This is a genomic window from Lactiplantibacillus plajomi (assembly GCF_005405405.1).
Lineage (GTDB): Bacteria > Bacillota > Bacilli > Lactobacillales > Lactobacillaceae > Lactiplantibacillus > Lactiplantibacillus plajomi.
Window position 1 is genome coordinate 1 of record NZ_BJDZ01000025.1, and the last position, 20,622, is coordinate 20,622.

General features: G+C 50.4%; 17 protein-coding genes. 2 read left to right on the top strand and 15 right to left on the bottom strand.

The window, feature by feature from the left end; all coding sequences use genetic code 11:
• Positions 1-127: 127 nt before the first annotated feature.
• The 5 genes from FFM82_RS10125 to FFM82_RS10145 are packed head-to-tail and all read right to left on the bottom strand — an operon-like array spanning position 128 to position 6,276.
• Entirely contained in the window at positions 128-2,428 is a 2,301-nt protein-coding gene (locus FFM82_RS10125) for an FAD-dependent oxidoreductase (RefSeq protein ID WP_137645719.1), read from the bottom strand.
• Positions 2,425-3,378, bottom strand: coding sequence for an FAD:protein FMN transferase (locus tag FFM82_RS10130; RefSeq protein ID WP_137645720.1), 954 nt, complete (start codon positions 3,376-3,378; stop codon positions 2,425-2,427). Before FFM82_RS10130 ends, FFM82_RS10125 begins: the two co-directional genes overlap by 4 nt.
• 15 nt (positions 3,379-3,393) lie before the next feature.
• Positions 3,394-4,155 (bottom strand): type I 3-dehydroquinate dehydratase, encoded by a 762-nt coding sequence (gene aroD, locus FFM82_RS10135; RefSeq protein ID WP_137645721.1) that lies wholly within the window; start codon positions 4,153-4,155, stop codon positions 3,394-3,396.
• Positions 4,136-5,365 carry an MFS transporter gene (locus tag FFM82_RS10140; RefSeq protein ID WP_137645722.1) on the bottom strand — a complete coding sequence of 410 codons (1,230 nt, stop codon included), beginning with the start codon at positions 5,363-5,365 and terminating at the stop codon, positions 4,136-4,138. Before FFM82_RS10140 ends, aroD begins: the two co-directional genes overlap by 20 nt.
• A 26-nt stretch (positions 5,366-5,391) precedes the next feature.
• Positions 5,392-6,276 carry a shikimate dehydrogenase gene (locus tag FFM82_RS10145; protein ID WP_137645723.1) on the bottom strand — a complete coding sequence of 295 codons (885 nt, stop codon included), beginning with the start codon at positions 6,274-6,276 and terminating at the stop codon, positions 5,392-5,394.
• A gap of 144 nt (positions 6,277-6,420) precedes the next feature.
• Between FFM82_RS10145 and FFM82_RS10150 the strand changes: the two genes are divergently transcribed.
• A complete protein-coding gene (locus FFM82_RS10150; protein ID WP_137645724.1) occupies positions 6,421-7,350 on the top strand; it encodes a LysR family transcriptional regulator in 930 nt (309 codons plus the stop codon).
• Between the two features lie 66 nt (positions 7,351-7,416).
• Here FFM82_RS10150 and FFM82_RS10155 read toward each other — a convergent pair whose 3' ends face one another.
• The 8 genes from FFM82_RS10155 to FFM82_RS10190 form a co-directional block, all read right to left on the bottom strand.
• Positions 7,417-8,625, bottom strand: a complete 1,209-nt coding sequence (locus FFM82_RS10155) for an MFS transporter (protein WP_137645725.1) — start codon at positions 8,623-8,625, stop codon at positions 7,417-7,419.
• A 298-nt stretch (positions 8,626-8,923) separates the two neighbouring features.
• Positions 8,924-9,406: a PTS sugar transporter subunit IIA gene (locus FFM82_RS10160; protein ID WP_137645726.1), complete on the bottom strand. Its 483-nt coding sequence runs from the start codon at positions 9,404-9,406 to the stop codon at positions 8,924-8,926.
• Positions 9,407-9,417: 11 nt separating this feature from the next.
• A complete protein-coding gene (locus FFM82_RS10165) occupies positions 9,418-10,266 on the bottom strand; it encodes a MurR/RpiR family transcriptional regulator (protein WP_137645727.1) in 849 nt (282 codons plus the stop codon).
• A gap of 28 nt (positions 10,267-10,294) precedes the next feature.
• The gene (locus FFM82_RS10170) at positions 10,295-11,800 is read right to left on the bottom strand and encodes a PTS transporter subunit EIIC (RefSeq protein ID WP_137645728.1); all 1,506 of its coding nucleotides are present in this window, start codon (positions 11,798-11,800) and stop codon (positions 10,295-10,297) included.
• A gap of 12 nt (positions 11,801-11,812) precedes the next feature.
• Positions 11,813-12,703 carry an N-acetylmuramic acid 6-phosphate etherase gene (murQ, locus tag FFM82_RS10175; RefSeq protein ID WP_137645729.1) on the bottom strand — a complete coding sequence of 297 codons (891 nt, stop codon included), beginning with the start codon at positions 12,701-12,703 and terminating at the stop codon, positions 11,813-11,815.
• On the bottom strand, positions 12,703-13,755 hold the full coding sequence (locus FFM82_RS10180; protein ID WP_137645730.1) for a DUF871 domain-containing protein: 1,053 nt from the start codon (positions 13,753-13,755) through the stop codon (positions 12,703-12,705). Before FFM82_RS10180 ends, murQ begins: the two co-directional genes overlap by 1 nt.
• Before the next feature lie 259 nt (positions 13,756-14,014).
• Positions 14,015-14,743, bottom strand: a complete 729-nt coding sequence (locus FFM82_RS10185; protein ID WP_137645731.1) for a response regulator transcription factor — start codon at positions 14,741-14,743, stop codon at positions 14,015-14,017.
• Positions 14,721-16,325: a cache domain-containing sensor histidine kinase gene (locus FFM82_RS10190; RefSeq protein WP_170178276.1), complete on the bottom strand. Its 1,605-nt coding sequence runs from the start codon at positions 16,323-16,325 to the stop codon at positions 14,721-14,723. Before FFM82_RS10190 ends, FFM82_RS10185 begins: the two co-directional genes overlap by 23 nt.
• Before the next feature lie 134 nt (positions 16,326-16,459).
• Here FFM82_RS10190 and FFM82_RS10195 point away from each other — a divergent pair, with 134 nt between their 5' ends.
• Positions 16,460-18,217: a flavocytochrome c gene (locus FFM82_RS10195; RefSeq protein WP_137645733.1), complete on the top strand. Its 1,758-nt coding sequence runs from the start codon at positions 16,460-16,462 to the stop codon at positions 18,215-18,217.
• Between the two features lie 68 nt (positions 18,218-18,285).
• Here the strand turns inward: FFM82_RS10195 and FFM82_RS10200 are convergent, their stop codons facing one another.
• Positions 18,286-19,776, bottom strand: coding sequence for a glycoside hydrolase family 1 protein (locus FFM82_RS10200; RefSeq protein WP_137645734.1), 1,491 nt, complete (start codon positions 19,774-19,776; stop codon positions 18,286-18,288).
• A 191-nt stretch (positions 19,777-19,967) separates the two neighbouring features.
• A complete protein-coding gene (locus tag FFM82_RS10205; RefSeq protein ID WP_137645735.1) occupies positions 19,968-20,597 on the bottom strand; it encodes an HAD family hydrolase in 630 nt (209 codons plus the stop codon).
• Positions 20,598-20,622 lie beyond the last annotated feature (25 nt).

A 20,622-nucleotide genomic window follows, 5' to 3' on the forward strand; every position in this document is an offset into this window, starting at 1 on the left:
CAAGTCTCATTTAAAATCAAAATTACAAAAAAGAACCCAATTCGTAAATGAATTGGATTCTCAAATTAGTCCTCATCAACACCGGTTGACAAAGAGCCTGATAATCACGGGTCCTTCATTAACTTATTTAGTGACTGCCGACAACCGGCTTAGTTTCGGTTGCTGGTAAGTCGTCCAAGAAATGACTGAAGCATTGCTTTAAGAAGTGCACACTGCCGTCGTCGTTGATCCGACCGGCTGCGTCGAACTTCGTGCCAGCTTGTGGCAACATAAATTCGTTACCCGGCATCACGTGCGCGTCAACCCCTGGTGAATCCAAGATTTGACGTAAGTTCATTTGCGCCCGAACCGTTCCTTGAATCCCAAGCGACGTCCCAACGATCATCACGGGCTTTTCTTTGAATGGATGTTCCGCGCAGGATAACCATTCAATGGCACTCTTCAAAGCGGCTGGTACGGCGTGGTCGTATTCGGGAACCCCGAAGACCACCCCGTCAGCGGCCTCGACCTTCGCGGCCAAGTCCTTAACGACGGCTGGTTCGCTATCTACGTCGTCTTCGTTGAACAGTGGCAGGTCCTTAATTTCGCAAATATCGAAGTTAACTTCGGTTTCGAACAGGTCCTTCATGGCGTAAAGTAACTTACGGTTGTAAGACTTCGAAGCGTTCGTACCGACGATTGCCACAATGTTGGGTTCGTCATCACCCGCAGCGGCTTGCTTTTGGGCGTTTTCGCTGGCAGCCGCCCCGGCAACGAAGCCGGAAGAGATGCCCCAAGTGTTCATCATACTTGGCATGGAATCGTGACCATTGGCACCACCGATAATTTCACCGGCACCGAAGTAGTTCGCAACCGGTGCGTTCTTAGTCGTCACGAGTTGCAGGTTATCAGCGTTGACACTGTAACCACCTAAAGTCGTGGCGAAGCGGTCACGTTGTTCGATCACGTAGAAGGTGTCGCCTTCAAATTCGTGTAAGAACTTCGGATCACGGCCGAATTCGCGGTCGTGGCCATCCTTAACGTAGCCTTGGTAGTTGGCCACGGTCTTCGCTAATTCGTCGGCATCAATACCGGCCTGCTTAGCAACCGTTGCGAGGTTCCCCTTAACGAAGATCGGCCGCTTGGTTGGATCAGCGAAGAACTTTTCGATTTCTTCAGCGGTGAAGTCGTGTAGGACTAGTAAGTCGTAAACTTTCTTCCAAGTCCGGGCATCCATTACGAGGTAGGCGACCTTGTCGTCCTGCTTCAAGATGGCGTTCCGGAAAGCCGTATAAACGTTGGATTCGTTAACGATGCGGTCACCCTTACTGTTAACGTAAATGGCGCCCATGTCAGTGGCTTCCTTAGAAGCGTAAGTGGTTAACTTGGCCACGCCGGGTTCAACTTCGACCCCGTGTGGATAGATCTTATACCAACCCAGGTCGTGGGTCTGTAAATCTAAATTCTGGTTAAATTGATAAGCGTCACCAGTTGACGTCATCGGGCCGTAGTAGTCAATCCCTTGACTTTCGTCACCGCGCATCTTCTGGCTGGCACCGTGACCACCAGCGGCTAATACGACCGATTTCGCCTTAATCTTAACGTCGCCGTTATGTTGCTTGGCCACCACGCCGTTTAATTCGTGACGGCGATTGAAAGTTAATTCTTCAACCCGGGTATCCACTAAAATTTGGCCACCGGCAGCTTCAAAGGCCTTTGAAACCTTTTGAATAAATTCAAAGCTGCTGGCACTTGGTAATTCGATTTGCCGTTCGATCGAGTGTTCCGGCGTTTGGGTCTGCGCTTTTTGGTAGTGCAAGTCGGCAAACTTGCTAATAAAGTCGATGGCATCACCAATGTTATGCACCATTAAGTCCGTTAAGGCCGGGTAGTTGGTTTCCAAACTTTCACGGCTAACGTCTTGGGCTAGCATTTCGGGCGTATCGTGATTGTTATCAAAGATTTGGGCGGACACGTTCGAACCGGTACCAACCACGTTGGAACCGTTCAAAATCGTAGCGCCACCTAAATAACCGTTCTTTTCAACTAAGGTCACCTTTTGACCCATTGAGAGTGCCCGGCAAGCGGCAACCAAGCCAGCTTCCCCACCACCGATGACTAACACGTCGGTCTTAATATGCTTCGTTTGACTCGCTTGTTCCTGTTTAGGCGTTGGCGTCACGTTGATACCGGCCGCTTCAACGGCCTTATCAGCGGAAGTCAGGAGCGCCTTGGTCATAACGGTGGCACCACTAATGGTGTCAACGTTAAATGATTGTTCCGTAATAATATTATGTTTGAGTTTATCGATCACCTGATTAAAGATTCCGGACGTTTCGGAATGCTTTAAAATCTTTAAATCTTCAATTTTATTATCCTGCAGGTCAACTTCATAGTTGATGATGCCGTTATGGCCCATCGCTTGACCCGTTACTTGTTGTTCACTCATAAATAAAACACTCCTTTACGTCGCGGTTGCAATCCACTTGTAACCGTCACTTGTTGCTGTCGATCAATAAATATTGCTTCGGTATCGGGTAACTGCTCGATAAGCGTCGCACCCGCTATCGGACCTTTAAAATAGGTGACCGTCGATAAAACTTCGGCTAGTTCTGACTGAGCCGTAATAATTGTGACCTGGTCGACCTGATTTTCTACCGGGTAACCGGTTTGTGGATCCAGAATATGGTGGTAACGGTGGCCGTTAGCCTCAAAGTAACGTTCAAAAATACCGGACGTTACCACGGTCCGCGCCGGGGTTTGTACCTGTAATAACGGGTACCCGCGCGGGGCAGCTGGGGCCTGGACGCCAACTTGCCAACGACCATCCGGACTTAACGGATTGTCTCCGAGGAGCTTAACGTTCCCACCGAGGTTCACAATGGCGTGCCTCACACCCGCGGCTTGCAACTGGCTCACGATTTGATCCGCAAAGTAACCCTTCGCGATCGCACCGAGGTCGAGTTGCATGCCGGAACGCTTCAGGAAAACGCTACGCTGCGTAGCGTTTAAGGCCACTTGATCGAGAGTCATCAAATGTAAGCGTTCCTGAACCGCCGCCTGGTCCGGGACCTGCTGACCACCGAAACCGATCCGCCATAATTTAACCAGCGGGCCAATCAACACGTTAAAGCTATCCGCGTGCTGACGGGAATAGGCCAACGCATCTTGAATCAGGGTAAAGCAGGCTGGGCTGACCGTAACGGGGTACTGACCCGCAGCCTGGTTCACGGCACTTAGTTCTGAATCCGGCCGGTTGACTGAGAAAACCCGGTCCATGTTTTCTAAGTAATCGTAGACGGCCTCAACGACCGCCTGACGTGGTTCAAAGAGGGTCAGGGAAATGACGGTCCCCATCATGGTGAATTGTGACACGTACTTTTTTTGTGGAACGGTCATTTCCGAACGCCCTTTCTAGTTAAGTTTCAAATCTTCAAGTTCGGGACGCAGGTGATCCAACGCAATTTGCCCCGGTGCGGAAGCCGCACCCACGGTTGCAAATGATAAGCAGGAGCCGAAGACTTCGCCAGCTAACCGGGAAACCTTGCCTAAATCGCCCATCGACATCGTAATAACTGGTTGACTCAACGTCTTGTGGGCGGCGTTAGTCGCTTGCAGTAACGTTAAAACGTCATCGGCTGACTGTGGCATGACGGCCATCTTCGCAACGTCGGCCCCAAAGTCGACCATGCTGGTCAAGCGCTTCACGATTTCAGCCTTACCCGGCGTCTTGTCAAAGTCGTGGTTACTCATGATTACAACGACTTTGGCGGCGTGAGCCATTTTTACCAAGCCCCTAACGGCCGCTTCATCGTGATAACGTTCAACGTCCAACGCGTCGGTGAATTCACCGGCCAAGACGTTTTCGCAAACCTTGAAATAATCGGCGTCGCTAAGTTCGAGGTTACCGCCCTCACCCTTAGTCCGGAAAGTCGTCAACAAGGCGATCGAACCGAGGGCGCTGCGTAACCACCGCCCCGTTTGTTGGAGTTGTTCAACGTCGGTCACGCCCTCAAAGAAGTCGATCCGCCATTCAACAACGTCCGGGTCAGCGGCCTTAATTGGATCGACGGCGGCTAAAATATCCGCGGTCGTTTTGCCGGTAATCGGCACGGCCAGTTTTGGTCGGCCAGTACCCAGACTTAAATTACGTAATTTAACGACTGGTTGATTCATGAGTCGTTGCCCCCTTTTGATTTTTTTCGAATAACCGGTAGTACCGAACGGTGATCAATACGGCGAGGACGAATCCAATCAACGCGATGATCACGTCAAAGAGGAAGATCCCGGCTAAGTTATCAGACATCATCCCGGTAAACAACGGGATCGTAAACGATGCGATTGAACCGGCCGTATAGAACGCCCCGGTAATGGTCCCCTTACCTGATGGGAAGAAGGTCGACATGACGGTCAACCCGAGTTGCATCACCCCACCGGCAGCGGAGAAGCCGACAACGAATGACATGATCGAGCACATCAATGCCGTTGGGAAGAGGTACATCAATAACAGTGAAACGAATGAAATCAAGGTGTAAACGCCCAAGAATTGAATTTCTTTAACGGCACGTTTTGCCAAGGCAGCGGTGACCAACACGCAGACGATCGAGCCGATACTGTAATAACTGATCAACGCCCGCGAACTGGCATCACCCATGCCGGCAACCTTAGTCCCGTACTGGCTGAGCCATTGACTGACCAAGTAGAAGGTCGCTTGCGAAACATAGCCGTATAAGATGAAGAGCGTCCCATCAAGCCATAAGTTACCCTTAGAAACTGGTTTATCTTCGGCTTCAGCGGTCTTTTCTTCAACCTCAGCATCCTGGTTGGCAACCGGGAACTTGCCGGCCGTTACCATGAAGATCAGGTTAACTAACAGTACGACGATACATAATACGAAGGACCAGCCGTACCAGATGCTGTTGGCCACTAAGAAACTAACGAATAGCGGTAACCCGAATTGACCAACGGAAATGAACGCTTTGATGATAACGTTGGCCGTCCCCTTTGATTCTGGGAACATTTCCATTAAGGCCGGGTAAGTCCCGGAATCCAAGAAGGAGTTGGCGATTCCCGCTAAGATCCCGAAGATGTAAGCCACCGCGATCGAGGTACTGAGCAGAATCCCACCGAAGAATAACAGGTAGGTGATGACCCCTAAGATAACGAACGGCTTACGACCGAACTTATCGGATAACCACCCGGAAACGAGTAAGACGATTAACCGCCCGATCCCGAGGGATGAAATAACGACGGCGACACCACCGGTCGTTGTGTTCCAGTGCTTAGCCAACGCCTCCATATTTTGCGCCAAGATGATGACGCCCATCCCATGAATGAAGTAGTTTAAATATAGACTGATGGCAGTCGGCATATACTTATTTTTCATACTAAAACCTCATTAATTATCTATAATTATTTAGCGTCGTCATCGAATAAGATGTGGCGAATGTAATCAACCGGCATATCTTTATTAGTCCAAAGCTTGAAAGCAGCGGCCCCTTGTTCGAGCATCATGCCTAAGCCATTGAAGACGTGCTTCAAACCAGCTTGCTTAGCCACCTTCATCAACTTCGTTTCGCGAGGTGCGTAAACCGTATCGAAGACCACTAAATCAGGGTTGTTGAACCAGCTCGGGTCGTCAACTAAGGTCTTGTCTTCAAGCGGCTTCATACCGACACCGGTTGAATCCGTGTAGATGAACGAGCTTTGGATTTCTTTCTTGAAATCGTCGCGGTCTTCTAATTCGTGTAAGGTTGCATGGCAGTCGGTCTTTTCGTTGATCAACTTGACGTTGCGCTTAGCGTTTTCCCATTCAGCATCGTGTTGGTTGAAGATCGACATTTCCTTGACCCCGTCCAAAGCAGCTTGAACGGCAATCGCAGTTCCGGCACCACCGGCACCCGCTAAGGTCATCTTTTGACCACGGATATCGATCCCTTCATCGTCCAAGGACTTCATGAAGCCGATTCCGTCGGTCGTGTAACCGGTTAAAATACCGTCATCGTTAACCACCGTGTTGACCGCACCGACCATTTCAGCAGCTGGGTCTAACTTATCCAATAACGGAATAACCTTTTGCTTGTTAGGCATCGAAATGTTAGAACCACGCATGTCTAACGTGCGAATTGATTGAATTGCTGAAGGTAACGTATCGTTATCCACTTCGAATGCCAAGTATGCGTAATTTAATCCTAATTTGGCAAAAGCGTTGTTATGCATGGTTGGTGACATCGAGTGCCGAATCGGATATGCCATTAACCCAATCAATAAAGTGTGTCCATCAATACGTTCTGTCATGCTAATCCACTCCTAAAAATTTAATTTTTTGATGATTTGTTACTCAATTCACTTGCTATCGTAACAAAATGCTTTAGTATAATAAATATGAATGCTTCGTTTAATCAATTGAATTTTTTTATGAATGAAAGGGGTATCAGTAGTTTGAACCTTAGGCATTTAGAATTTTTCAAAGAATTAGCACACACCCAACACATGGCTAAAGCGGCTGATAATCTCGGGATTTCTCAACCTTCCTTAAGTTACGCCATCAAAAAGCTAGAAAAAGAAATTGGCGTGCCATTATTTGAGCCCGACGGCCGTAACATCAAGTTAACCCCGATTGGGGCGGTCTATTTAAAGTATATTACCGCTAGTTTAAACGATTTATCACAAGGTAACGAGCTCGTCCAGCAGTTGATGAATCCCGATACCGGGCACATTAACCTCGGTTTCACTTACACAATGGGCCAGCAACTGGTTCCCGAACTCATCACCCAGTTTCAACTCGACCCGCAAAATCAAGCGGTTAGTTTTTCGCTTGGTCAGGGGAATTCTAACGAGTTACTCGCCGCCCTCGCTGACGAAAAGTACGACCTGGTTCTCGCCTCCAATGTGGATAAACTCGGTGAACAGCCAACTGCTAACCTGTTCGACTTCATTCCGATTGTGCAGCAGGCCATCGTTGCCGCGGTTCCGACCAACCACCCGTTGGCGTTGAAGGAAAGCTTGACTGTCCGCGACTTGGCCCCCTACCCAATGATTCTATTTTCCAAAAACAGTGGGCTACGGCCGTTGATCGACCAGGTCCTCTCCCAGGCGCACGTCAAGCCCAAAGTTGCTTACGAAGTCGAAGAAGACCACACGATGGCCGGATTCGTCCGCTTTAACTTGGGCATCGCCATCATGCCAGACCTCCCACTACTCGATCAAAGTAGCGTCTTGCTAAAGCCACTCGAAGACCAACCGCTCCAGCACCAGATTTACCTGATTGTTAAGCGTAACCACTTCTTAACGCCCTCCGTGCACCGGTTCCAGGAGTTCAGTCGGAACTACTGCTGGCAAAACTACACGAATAAAAAGCGCCTGCTATAAGCACGCAAAAATGAGCAACCCGCCTAACGCCTTTATAAAAAGACGTTAAGCAGATTGCTCATTTTTTTACGCTTGTTCAATTTTTGACGCTACTTGCGGTGCGCTAGCAAGGCCGAGCACAATCACGCTGCAGACGACCCCGATTAAGGCAATCGCCACGTCGAACCACATAATCTCTAAAATACCAACGTGCGAAATCCAAGCGGTAAACACCGGGATCGTGAACGACGCCAAGCCGCTCGCCGTGTAATAAATCCCCGTAATTCGGCCCTTAGCCTTCGGAAACGTATTACTCATGATGGTCAGCCCCAGTTGCATGACGCCACCAGCGGCCGAACAGCCGATTACAAACGAACTGATCAGCGCTACGTGCCAAGCCGGGATTAAGGTCAACGCCAGCAGGGCCAATAACGAAATGACGGTATCAGCCAACATGAACCACACCGGTTTGATCACCCGTTCGACCAACAGGGCGGTCACGACCACCCCCAAAATTGAGCCAACACTGTAAATGCTGACCAGCATCCGGGCGTGGACGAGGTTCAAATCGATCACGTCGGTACCGAACTTGGTTAACCACTGGCTGACCAGGTAGAAGATCGCCATTGAAACGTAGCCAAAAATTGTTAAAACGATCCCTAGGACCAGTTTGCGCGGCGTCCAGTGTTCTTTAACCGGCGTCCCGGCGTCCGTCTGTTCCGTCCGTACCGTCGAAAGTTTCGGAAAACGGCGCGCACGTAGAAAGACGAAGTTCGCCGCCATCAAAACCACGCATAGCAGAAATGACCAGCCGTACCACAAGTGAAAATGGTCGAGCCCAGCCACCAGGATCGGTAAGAGTAGCTCGCCGATCGAAGCGAAGGCCTTAATCATAATGTTAGCGGTAGCTTGCCGCTGCGGATAAAGTTCCATTAACGCCGGGTACGTCCCGGAATCAAGGAAGGAATTGGCCATTCCGGCGAGGATCCCGAAGAAATACGCGGTATACATGTTCGGTGAAAGGACGATACCCGCAAAAAAGAGCGTGTAGGTCGCAATCCCGATTTGCACAAATACCTTCCGGCCCCAACGGTCAGAGAAGGTCCCCGCAAGGTACAGCACCAGCAACCGGCCAATTCCTAAAGATGAAATGACTAACGAAACGCCAGCATCGCCAACGTGCCATTGCCGGCCCAAAACCGTCATGTTCTGTGCGAGAATCACGATGGCCATGCCGTGAACGAGGTAGTTTAGGTACAAACAAACAGTAGTCTTAATTCGCTCTGTCGATGTCATATGAGTCACCCGTGCCTTGTTAAATTTGAATTGAGTAACAAACCACTAATTGCTCATGTATTAACAACAATTTAAAAGTAAACGGTTGCATTTGTCAAGGGTCGCCGGCACGCTGACCAAGCCCTAACGCTGATGACACGTAATCATTAAGCCTTGTGAACCATATTACCAGTTACCCCATAGCGTCACCGTAGCGCTTTACTGGTTAACCTTGCTAGACCGGTGTTTTGCTCATACTAAAGCGCTACAAAAAAGCACCGGTTGCGTGTTGGCACCCGGTGCTCTAACTGCTTAATCCTTAATTTAACGTGACCGTGGCCGCGGAAGCGCCCCCCGTCACCGTCGTGGTTGCCGTTAAGGCCAGCGTCTTTACCTGGTCCATATTAGTAATCACGGTAATGACGGTCGTCGGCTTACCAACCGCTTCAATCGCGGCTAGATCCATCTTTGCGAGCGGTTGGCCAGTCGTGACCTGATCACCAACTTTGACCTGAACGTCAAAGGGTGCACCCTTCAACTCCACGGTATCTAGGCCTAAGTGGATCATCAATTCCAAGCCGCTAGTTGTCGTTAACATCACGGCGTGCTTGGTTTCCGCCACGGTTTTGATTTCACCGTCCGCGGGTGCGACAATTTGTCCGTCGCTCGGGGTAACGGCAAAGCCGTCACCCATCATTTTTTGTGAAAAGACCTGGTCGGCCACCGCCGTAATCGACATTAACTGACCACTCACCGGTGCCGCCAACGTGGTTGGTGCCGGCTTTTTCTTAAATCCAAACAACTTGCCATCCCCTAATCAAAATAATGTTGAATTGCGTCGCGCGTCGCCACGAGTTGCTCGATGTGGTGATCATAATCAGTGGTGACAAAGGTGTAGTACAGTAAGTCACTCACGAATAGTTGCGCCATTAACGAAGTTGTGGCGGTCGTCCGCGCCGTTTGATTTTCCTCACTGTCGTCATTTAATAACACGACGTCAGCCAGTTCACCCAGCGAACTAGTCGCCTTCCTAGTCAGTACGATCACCGGAATTTTGAGCGAACGCGCTAACTTCGCTAACTGTAGGCTCGCCGCCTTTTCACCCGAATTGGAAATCAATACGAGGACCGCATCGGCTGCCTGCGTGACCAGTCCAACGGCTAACAGGTGGGTATCCAGCGACCGAACGACCGCCTTGCCGACCCGGACAAACTTCTGCTCAAAGTCGGCGGCGACCACGTTGGACGCGCCTAAACCGTAGACGTAGACGTTCGCCCGGCTAGCAATTAAGTGGCTGGCTTTGGTCAGTGCGGCGGCGTCTAAGCGGGCGTTGGTCTCCTCAATCGTGTGGGTCACCCGTAACGCCAGCTTGGATTTGACCGCCTCCAGCGTATCGTGTGGGTTGATTTCGTCGTAGAGGCTTTGGTCAACGGTCCGTTCAGCCGACAGTCGCAGTTTCAGCGCCGGGTAACCGCCGTCTGGGATCAACGCTTTACCGAACCGCGCGACCGTCGCGGTACTAACACCGGCCGCGGTCGCCAGTTCAGCGGTACTCATTTGAATCACACTATGGGTGTGTGCCAAGATGTAGCGCCCGACCTTTTGCTCCGCGTGTGAAAATAAGGCTAACTTGTTACGAATCGTTAATAACACACTTGTCATTGGCGCTCACTTCCTACGTTTATCAAAATTAAACCGCTTTTTCGACGACGTGGCCGTCAACGTCCTTGGCCACCTTCGCACTGGCTGGTACGCCAAAGAAGTAGGTGGCTAAGAAACCACCGGCGTAGGCCGATAACAGGCCGATAACGTAACCCAACCAGTGTCCGTTACTGATCAATGGAATCAGGGCGACCCCGGAAGGTCCAATGGCAATCGCGCCGATGTTGCCTAAGCCCCCAATAACGGCACCACCGATACCACCACCGATACAAGCGGTGATGAACGGCCGGCCGAGTGGTAAGGTTACCCCGTAAATCAACGGTTCACCGATACCTAGAATCCCAACGGGTAAGGCCCCTTTGATCATGTTCGTTAATTGATGGTTGTTGCGGCAACGGAGCCATAGTGCAATCGACGCACCGACTTGGCCGGCACCGGCCATCGCTAAGATCGGCAGTAACGGCGTCATTCCAAGTTTGTTGATCATTTCAATGTGGATTGGCGTCAAAATTTGGTGTAACCCAAACATAACCATTGGTAAGAAGAACAGACCCAAAACGAAGCCGGAGAAGGCCCCACCAACGTTTAAGACCCACTGAACGCCACCAACTAAGCCGGTCGAAATAACCCCGGCAATCGGCATCACGATAAAAATCGTGAAGACCCCGATAACTAACAGCGTAATCGTTGGCGTCACAATGATGTCAACTGAGTCCGGAATAACCTTATGCAACCACTTTTCAACTAATGATAAGACCCAAACGGCGAAGATAACCCCGATGATCCCACCTTGACCAGCGGAAAGGGCTTGGCCGTTAAAAATGTTATGAATTGGCGCTTCCGGCGTAACCCCGGTCAGCAAGGTGACGGCCCCGATAACTCCACCTAAACCAGCGGTCGCACCGAAGACGGTCGCACTGTTGATCCCGACGTAGATCACTAAGTACGAGAACAGCCCACTATTGATGACCTTGAGGACGTTAATAAAATCGGTCCAGTTCTTGCCGATATCACCGGCAACCATCATGTTAGACAAAATTGCCGCAATCCCGGAAATTAAACCAGCCCCAACGAATACTGGAATTAATGGAATAAAAATGCTTGAAATCGAACTTAAAATTTTACGCATTGGGGTTTGCTTAATTTTGGCCTTCTGGGCAGCGTGAACTTCCTTCGCCTTAGCCTCGACCATTTCCTTATCACGTTGATGTTCCGACTTACCGCTGGCCGCATCCTTAGTAGCAAAGGTGCTCGGATCTGGGAACGGGTCACCGAGACCGACGCCCACTTCTTTGACCATTTCCGCGGCAACCTTATCCACGGTACCCGGACCAACGATAACTTGCAAGGTATCTTCTTGAACGACCCCCATCACGCCATCAATCGCCTTTAAGCCGTCCATATCGACTAACGATTCGTCGCGAATCGTCAGCCGTACCCGGGTCATACAATGAATCAGTTTTGCCACGTTTTGTGGGCCACCAACGTGATCATAAATCGCGTGGGCCAGCCGTAAGTACTTATCTTCAGCCATGTTAAATCCCTCCTATTTGACGGCTTGACGAACAAATCCCTTCGCTCGTTGTAACCGCTGCGCTGCTTCATCCTTATCCATATCCGTTAACACCATTACGATGGCCAACTTAACGTCTTGGTCGGCCGCTTCAAAGGCCGATGCCGCCGTTGCTGCCGAACAATCGGTCGCTTGAACGATGATCCGCTTCGCCCGTTCCACCAATTTTTCATTGGTTGGCTTCACGTCGACCATCAAGTTCTTATACACCTTACCAATGCCGATCATCGAAACCGTCGATAACATGTTTAACACAAGTTTTTGCGCTGTCCCGGACTTTAAGCGGGTCGAACCGGTCAAGACTTCCGGCCCGACCTCGACTTCGATCGCCGTTTTGGCGTGGGCACTGATGACCGCGTGGGCGTTGCAGGCCACGCTAATGGTCGCCGCACCAACTTTTTGCGCGTAATCTAAGCCACCGATCACGTACGGCGTCCGCCCACTAGCAGCGATGCCAACGACCGTATCGTTAGCCGTTAACTTCAAGTCGACTAAGTCTTGGCGCCCCAGCGTCTCCGAATCTTCGGCACCTTCCACGGCAACCGTCATGGCGGACATCCCGCCAGCAATCAACCCGCGCACCATCTCGGGACTGGTCCCGAACGTCGGCACGCATTCGGCCGCGTCTAAGACGCCTAACCGACCGCTGGTTCCGGCGCCCATGTAAATCAAGCGCCCGCCCGCCTGAAAGTGGGCCACAATCGTATTGACCGCGCTTTCAATTTGGGGCAACGCCGCGTGAATCGCGGCCGGCACCTTTTGATCCTCTTCGTTCATCAAAGTCAAAACTTGCTTGACCGAGAGCGTGTCCAGCGTCATCGACTGCTGGTTACGCGTCTCGGTCGTTAAGTTTCCTAAGTTCACTAATATTCACCCTTTCCCTTCATCGTGACCGCCTGGTTACTGCCGATTAACGGTAACAAAGCCAAATCACTAGCGGCCACCTGACCAATGACGTTAACTTTCGCGTCCGCCGGTAACGGCGTTTTCACCAACTGTAACTCACCCACGTAGCGCCCGTAATCGTCGTTGTCGACCGTGATTGCGCCGATTGGCCGCGCTTGCGGTGCGGTTGGCGGCACCTGCTTGATCAAGCGCCGACCTTCGACTAACCGAACCACGTCGCGCGCGACGTCCGGCCGGTTGTGCCACGTCCGTTTCGTCAACTCCGGTCGCTGCGTGTGAACGGATAATTGCACCGTTGCATGATTAAAAAATTGATCAAATTGTTCACACGCCGCCGGACTCAGCACCGAATCGCCAACGTACACCTTATCAACTAGTAATTCGCGTTGTAGTCGTAAAGTTGCAGCTAACGGGTTAGCGTGACGGTCGGCTTCCAAGGTCGGCAAGCCGGCGTGAAGCGGTCCCCGTAAATCTGTATCACCCGCCACAAACGCCATGGTGGTAAATCCCTGCTCCTTCAACCATCGATTTTTTAACCGTAACCAGTTGGCGTCTAAGCCGGTTTCCGGTCGTGGATAATAGTTATGCCAAGCTTCCAAGTGATCAAAATCAGCCCCGGCGGCCGTCAATTCGGCGACATCGGCCGAACTGATTGTGCTGGCATTCAGCGCGATTGGTAACCGGTGCGACAAGTCAGCAATCATCGTCATCTCGACACCGTCGTCCACCCGTAACGCCGTTAACCCGAGTTGGCTCAAGGTCGCCGTATCGTCAATCGCAACGCCCATCCGTTGCATCCCCGCTGCCGATACGTCCGCCGTTAGCGCCAGTCCCAAGTCGTGACACGCTTGTCCGAGTGCTGAAACCCGTTGTAAATATTGGCGCGGGTCGTCTTCCGGAATATGCATTGACGTGAAAACGCCGGAAAAGCCGGCCGCGGCCATCCGGCGTATTTGTGCGATCCGTTCAGCACTCAACGACTGATTCAAGTACACGGAAAAACCTAACATTAATGAACACCTCCGTCTTTGTTATCGCTTTCATGTACAATTCAAATATAGCATTGCTGTAATTAAATTACAATGTCAAAAAATAATTGCCAGTTTTTGTGAAACTATGTTTCTAAAAGCAAACTTATTTTTGGGATTAATTTTCATCAGCATTTCACTCCTAACGCATCCTCGTTCTAAATTATTTCATGAAATCTACCGGTGAAGTTTAACGTAAAAAAGCTTTGCGAACCAACGACTGGTTTGCAAAGCTTAAGTCCTATTCAAGCACGGCTTGGCGGTACTGAATCGGTGACTGACCAACCTTCTTACGAAAAATCCGGCTGAAGTAGTGGGCGTCCTCGTAACCGATCTTATTAGCAATCGCGCTGACATTGTATTGCAAGATCGGACTCCGCAATAATTCGCGGGCCCGCCGCATCCGGGTATCGATCAGGTACTCGGAAAAGGTTAGCCCGTACGCCTGCTTGAACTGCTTACTAAGGTAGGTCTCACTCACAAACAGACAGCCGGCCACTTGCGATAACGTCAAGTCCTTTTCAAAGTAGTGGGTTTCGATGTAGGACTTCACCTGCGCCGCTAAACTGACCGGTTGAGCCGGCTCGTCCGGCTGGTCAGCCAGCTTGGTGGCGAAGGTCGTCATCAGCTTTTGCAAGTCGCTACGCGGAATTGGCTTTAATAAGTAGTCGAGCACGTTCAACTTAATGGCCCGTCGCGCAAAGTCGAAGTCGTCAAAACCACTGATGATCACGATCAACGTCTGCGGATAGCGGTGATTGAGTAGTTCGATCAGGTCCAACCCGTTTAAGTCACCCAGATTAATGTCGATCAGAGCGGCCGCAATCGGGTGCTGTTCGAATTCGTGCAAGGCAGCTTGACCACTATCAGCCGTGATGATTTCACCAAACGGGGTCGTGCTAGCTTGTAAGTAGCGCGCCAGCCCCGTCCTGAGCGCGCGTTCGTCATCAACGATCAGTAATCGTTTCATTATCGAGTTCCCCCTTAATAATCGGTACCGTCACTTGGACGCTGGTCAAGTCCGGTTGACTGCGGAACCGGAGCTTAGCGTGCCCGTTATAGAACAGTTGTAGCCGGTGACAGACGTTATAAATCCCGTACCCATCGCGCCCTTCGCGGTAACTACCGTCGTTTAAGGCGGTCAGCACTGCCGGGGCAATCGGCACCCCGTTATTCGCCACCGTAATCACGAGCGTCGCGTCGGTTCCCCGTTCAGCACGAATGGTCAGCCGCCCAACCGGCTGCTTTAATGGTCGAATCCCGTGGTTAATCGCGTTTTCGACTAACGGCTGTAAGATAAAGTGCATCACCGGTTGGTCTAATAGGTCGGCGGCCACCCGCACGTCGAAGTGGGCCAACTGCGGGAAACGCACCGTTTGAATCTTAACGTAACTATTCACGTGGGCTAGTTCATCGCGTAAGCTGATCAGTTCCTGGCCGTGGTTCAAGCCCTTGCGGAAGAAGGTACTCAGGTTTTCCAGCATGTCCACGGCCGCGTCCGCTTCACCCCCTAAAATCTGCCACTGAATCGTATCCAAGGTGTTATAAAGGAAGTGCGGCTGAATTTGGCCCTGTAAAACCCGAATCGAGGCCTCGCGGTACTTCGCCTCATTTTCATACACCCGCGCCAACATGGTGTTGAAGGTCGTCGCCAGCGTCTGAATTTCCTGCGGCCCCTCAACCGTGGCCCGAATATCGTGCCCCCCGGCCTGAATCCGGGTCATAGTCGTCGTTAACCCCACTAACGGGTGAACGATTCGCCGCCATAAAATCAGCAGTAGACCGCCCAGTAAACCACTCACAACGAGGGCAATGACCAGCAGTAGCCGCATCATCTGTTGGGTGCTTTCGCGGAGGTCCGCTTTCTGGACGATGTAGTTGATTTTCCAGCCCGGCAGTTGGGCTAACCGCGTCGACAACAGTACCTCCCGTTGCGGGTCGATCCGCGGGGCCTTGGCTTCGCCCCCTAACAGCTCGCCACTCCCATCGTAAATCGACAGGTTATGCGCAAGCGCTTCCACTTTGGTCAACGGAACCGCGGCCGCAATGTAGGCGGTGTGGTCCGCCAGCGGTTTTGCTAAGCGGTACAGGATGATGACAATCGACTGGCGGTCCTCCTTGGACGTCAACAAATTACTGACAGTGTAAGCCTTAGCTGGCGTCCGCTGCATTTCGCGGTAGTAATCGCGGTTTTTCACCGAAAAATCGGGGTAGGTCGCCGAGTGCGACACCCCGTCGGTCGACACGAGTCGCAGCGACACGTAGTTATCCAAGTCAAAATTCGTGACCGCGTCGGTTTCCTTAAAGAACTGCGCGCGGGTGTACGTCCGTTGCGCCGGCAAGTTCGCCAATAAGCGTAGCTCGGACAGCCGTTCCCCGAACCAGCCGTCAATTTGATTGGCGCGGTCGTCCACCATTTGCTGGGTCATCGACGTATTGATTGGTAACACGTTGCGGGTCATTTCCAGGCGCATGGCCACGTAGATCATCCCAATCAAGGTAATTGAAATCAGTAAAAACAAACTGACAATTTGCGTTTTCAGCGAGCGCATGGTCATCCCTCCGTTTTGTATATTATTTCACGAAATGTACCGAAAAGTCCACCTGATGTCAGGATTGTCCAACGAAAAAATAGCGCTTCCCCGCTATACTAAGGGTAAATCAAGTCTTTAGAGGAGGCCACATTATGAAGAAACGTTGGTGGGGACTATTATTCACAGTCATTGCAATTTTTACGTTGACCGCCTGTTCATCCGGTAGCAAGAACCAAACGGTCGAGGGGACCGGCTCCGGGAAGCACGGGGACATCAAGGTGTCCGTTAAGTTCAAAGGTGACAAGATCGACAGTATCAAGGTACTGAGTCAAAACGAAAATAAGGTGTTGGCAAAACCGGTATATAGCCAGTTGAAAGACACCATCGTGGCGAAGAACTCGACCGACGTCGACGTCGTCAGTGGTTCAACTGCCACTAGTAAGGGCTACATCGCTGCCGTTAAGGACGCCGTTAAAAAGGCCGGCATTTCACTAAAAGCCGTTAAAGTAAAGTCCAGCAGTAGCGACCCGAAAGTTGCCAAGGTCAATAACTACGATGTCGTCGTCGTTGGCTCCGGCGGTGGCGGCTTTGCCGCGGCGATTGAAGCCAAGCAGGCCGGCAAAAAAGTCGCTATTTTGGAAAAAATGCCAACGGTTGGTGGGAACACCCTGATTTCCGGTGGTGAAATGAACGCGCCCGGCAACTGGGTTCAAAAGAAGCTGGGTATCAAGGGCGACTCGGTTAAGAGTTACTATAAGGACACCATGAAGGGCGGCGACAACCTCGGTGACCCGAAGATGGTCCACATCTTAGCGAATAACGCGCTCGGTTCCGCCAAGTGGTTGCGCGACGACGTTCACGTGAAGTTCTTAGACGACCAACTCTTCCAGTTCGGTGGCCATAGCTATAAACGGGCGCTGATTCCCGTTGGCCACACCGGTCAGGAACTGATTACTAAGCTGGATGCCAAGGCAAACTCGCTCAACATCCCGATTTACGTGAATACCAAGGCCACTTCGTTAATTAAGAAAAACGGCCGGATCACCGGGGTTAAGGCCCGTTACGAAGACAAGAAGAACGTCACCTTTAACGCTAAGAAGGCCGTCATTTTAACGACCGGGGGCTTTGGTTCCAACGTTAAAATGCGGACGAAGTATAACAAGGAATACGACAAGCGCTACAAGTCCACCGACACGGCCGGCACGACTGGTGACGGAATCGTCATGGCGCAAAACGTGGGTGCGAAGTTGACCAACATGAAGTACATTCAAACCTACCCAATTGCCAACCCGAAGACCGGGATGATCTCACTGCTCGCCGACACCCGTTTTGACGGCGCCATCCTAGTTAACCAAAAGGGACAGCGCTTCGTTGAAGAATTGGAACGGCGCGACGTTATTTCTAAAGCCATCTTGAAGCAACCTGGTGGCTACACGTACCAAATCTGGAACGACAAGATCGACGGAATTTCCAAGACCAAGGCCGCACATAAAGCGGAATACAACGAATTGATCAAGGAACACCTCCTTTACAAGGCCGATACGATCGACGAATTAGCGAAGGACGTGGATATCGACCCAGCCGCACTGAAGGCCACCATCAAGAAGGTCAACCAGTACGCGAAGACTGGTAAGGATAAAGACTTTCATCACCGCGCCGGATTGGTTTCGCTTGAAAAAGGCCCTTACTACATTGAAAAGGCCGTCCCATCCGTCCACCACACCATGGGTGGCCTGGTCATCAATGATAAGACCGAAGTGTTGAACACTAAGGGACAAGCAATTCCTGGCTTGTACGCTGCCGGTGAATTAACCGGGGTTATCCAAGGCTCTAACCGCCTTGGTGGTAACGCCATCGCCGACATCATCACCTTTGGTCGGATCGCCGGTAAGACTGCCGGTAACCTTTAATTCGTTTACCACCCTAACCTAGAAAGCGCCGCTCACAATTTTCTGTGAGCGGCGCTTTTGCTAGTCAATTAAACTAACGGTTTAATGATTGTTTCCTTAGCTTGATCATCCTTTGGTTTGGGCTTTTCCAAACCATTGTTCTTAATTACTGCCTGGTACCAATAGAACGACTTCTTCGGGTAGCGTGCTAAACTGCCATTGCCCTGATCATCCAGATCAACGTAGATGAAGCCGTAACGTTTGCTCATTTCACCCGTTGAGGCACTAACGAGGTCGATGCAGCCCCACGGCGTGTAACCCATTAAGTCGACGCCGTCCTTGATGGCCCCGGCCATCGCCTGAATATGCTGTTTTAAGTAATCGATGCGGTAGTCGTCGTCAACGTGGAAATTCTTATCCGGTTTATCGACAGCTCCCAGGCCGTTTTCAACGACGAATAGCGGCTTTTGGTAACGGTCATAAAGTTCGTTCAACGCAATCCGCAACCCAGTTGGGTCAATTTGCCAACCCCACTCGCTAGCTTTCAGGAACGGATTCTTGACGCCGCCCATTAAATTGCCGGCCACCGTGTCGGTGGTTTGACCAGTGGTTTCGTTGGCCGTTGACATGTAGTAACTAAAACCAATGTAGTCGACCGGGTACTCCTTCAATAATGCTAATTCGCCGTCGGTAGTTTCGAGGTCGTCAAAGCGCAGGTCGTATTCGGCCAATAAGCGATTGGTGTAGGCCGGGTATTCGCCGCGTACCTGAACATCGGCACAGAAGAAGTTGAAATCCTGGTTGTGATGCAGGTTGGCTAACTGGTTGACCGGGTTGGCATCGTAACTGTAACTCGTAGCGTAGAGAATCATGCAGCCGACCTGAATATTCTTGTTCAAGCTGTGGGCAATTTTGACCGCCTTGGCACTGGCAACGAACTGGTTATGCCAAGCTTGGAACACGTTGCGCTTATCGTTACCACCGTTCGACGGTACCAGGCCCTGTCCCATAACCGGGAACTGGGCGGCACTGTTGATTTCGTTAAAGGTCATCCAGTACTTCACTTTGTCCGCGTACCGCGTCAAAATCGTCCGTGCAAAACGTTCGTAAAACTCGATCAAATAGTGGTTCTTCCAGCCGCCGTAGCGCTTTGCCAAGTTCAGTGGCAGCTCGTAATGCGATATCGTAATGACCGGTTCAATGTGCTGGGCTAAGCACTCGTCAATAACGTGGTCGTAAAATTGTAACCCGGCCTCGTTCGGCTGCGCTTCGTCACCGTTCGGAAAAATCCGTGACCAGGCGATCGAGAAACGGTAACACTTAAAGCCCATCTCGGCAAACAAGGCGATATCTTCTTTATAATGATGGTAAAAATCAATGCCTAGGTGGTTCGGATAATTATATTTATCCTCATCGATCGTCCAGTCAAAGTCCGGCTGGCTGACAATCTTAAAGCGGTCCTTCCCGCCCGGCAGCGCGTCGGCAATCGACAAGCCGCGGCCGCCTTCTTGATAACCACCCTCTAGTTGGTTAGCAGCGGTTGCACCGCCCCATAGGAATCCTTCAGGAAATTGTGACATTTAATCAACACCCTTTCTGGTTAGTTCATTAATATATTAATGATAGCCCTTACAGGTCAGTATAAGCAAATTGTAGCGGTAGTGACAAATTAGAGACTCAGTAAACTAATCTTTCCACAATGTCTAACTTGCTAAAAAAGGTGATAAAACCAGATGGAATTATCACCTTTTACTATTTTAAAGACTTAATATTAAAGTGAAACCAATTTTAATAAATCTTCCGGTTTCTTCAGCAGATACTTTGCGTTTTCAAATTTCTCATCGGGCAACGCACCCCATCCAGCAGCAGCAAAGTCTATTTTTGCTTCATTAGCAGCTCGCATATCATAAACACTATCACCAACATACAGCGTCGTACTAGGATCTAATCCATTCGTCTTTATTGTATAAATTAACGGATCACCGCTTGGTTTTGGCTTAGCAGTTAAGTCTGAGGTCGTTACAATTTTAGTATTCGCAATCATCGGAAAATACTTTGTCTCTTGATCAAATTGAAATCTATTCTTTGAAGTAACAACACCTATTTTCAAATCTACATGTTTCAACTTTTCAAACAAACTCTCAATACCCGGAAAATATACCAACTTATGCATATTGCTTGTAAAATCCTTCATGTAATAACGTAAAACTGTTTCTGGGTCCTTTACGCCAAAGCTTCTTAAAATCTTATCTCCCGGTTGGCCAATTAACTGCCGATATTTTTCTAACGGAGCTTCAACATTTTCAACTTTAATTGCTGCCGTTCTAAGAGTTTCAGCTATTAAGTTTGCAGAATTAATTAGTGTATTGTCAATATCAAATAAAATTGCGTGGTAAGCCATTCAATTTACTCCTTACTTTAAAAAA

Bases quoted from the DNA above. Each gene is read 5' to 3' on its own strand.
- FFM82_RS10145 (WP_137645723.1), bottom strand. From the start codon at position 6,276: ATGACAGAACGTATTGATGGACACACTTTATTGATTGGGTTAATGGCA.
- FFM82_RS10185 (WP_137645731.1), bottom strand. From the start codon at position 14,743: ATGAAACGATTACTGATCGTTGATGACGAACGCGCGCTCAGGACGGGG.
- FFM82_RS10205 (WP_137645735.1), bottom strand. From the start codon at position 20,597: ATGGCTTACCACGCAATTTTATTTGATATTGACAATACACTAATTAAT.
- FFM82_RS10195 (WP_137645733.1), top strand. From the start codon at position 16,460: ATGAAGAAACGTTGGTGGGGACTATTATTCACAGTCATTGCAATTTTT.
- FFM82_RS10140 (WP_137645722.1), bottom strand. From the start codon at position 5,365: ATGAAAAATAAGTATATGCCGACTGCCATCAGTCTATATTTAAACTAC.
- FFM82_RS10200 (WP_137645734.1), bottom strand. From the start codon at position 19,776: ATGTCACAATTTCCTGAAGGATTCCTATGGGGCGGTGCAACCGCTGCT.
- FFM82_RS10170 (WP_137645728.1), bottom strand. From the start codon at position 11,800: ATGGCTGAAGATAAGTACTTACGGCTGGCCCACGCGATTTATGATCAC.
- FFM82_RS10125 (WP_137645719.1), bottom strand. From the start codon at position 2,428: ATGAGTGAACAACAAGTAACGGGTCAAGCGATGGGCCATAACGGCATC.
- FFM82_RS10155 (WP_137645725.1), bottom strand. From the start codon at position 8,625: ATGACATCGACAGAGCGAATTAAGACTACTGTTTGTTTGTACCTAAAC.
- FFM82_RS10165 (WP_137645727.1), bottom strand. From the start codon at position 10,266: ATGACAAGTGTGTTATTAACGATTCGTAACAAGTTAGCCTTATTTTCA.
- aroD (WP_137645721.1), bottom strand. From the start codon at position 4,155: ATGAATCAACCAGTCGTTAAATTACGTAATTTAAGTCTGGGTACTGGC.
- FFM82_RS10130 (WP_137645720.1), bottom strand. From the start codon at position 3,378: ATGACCGTTCCACAAAAAAAGTACGTGTCACAATTCACCATGATGGGG.
- FFM82_RS10180 (WP_137645730.1), bottom strand. From the start codon at position 13,755: ATGTTAGGTTTTTCCGTGTACTTGAATCAGTCGTTGAGTGCTGAACGG.
- FFM82_RS10190 (WP_170178276.1), bottom strand. From the start codon at position 16,325: ATGCGCTCGCTGAAAACGCAAATTGTCAGTTTGTTTTTACTGATTTCA.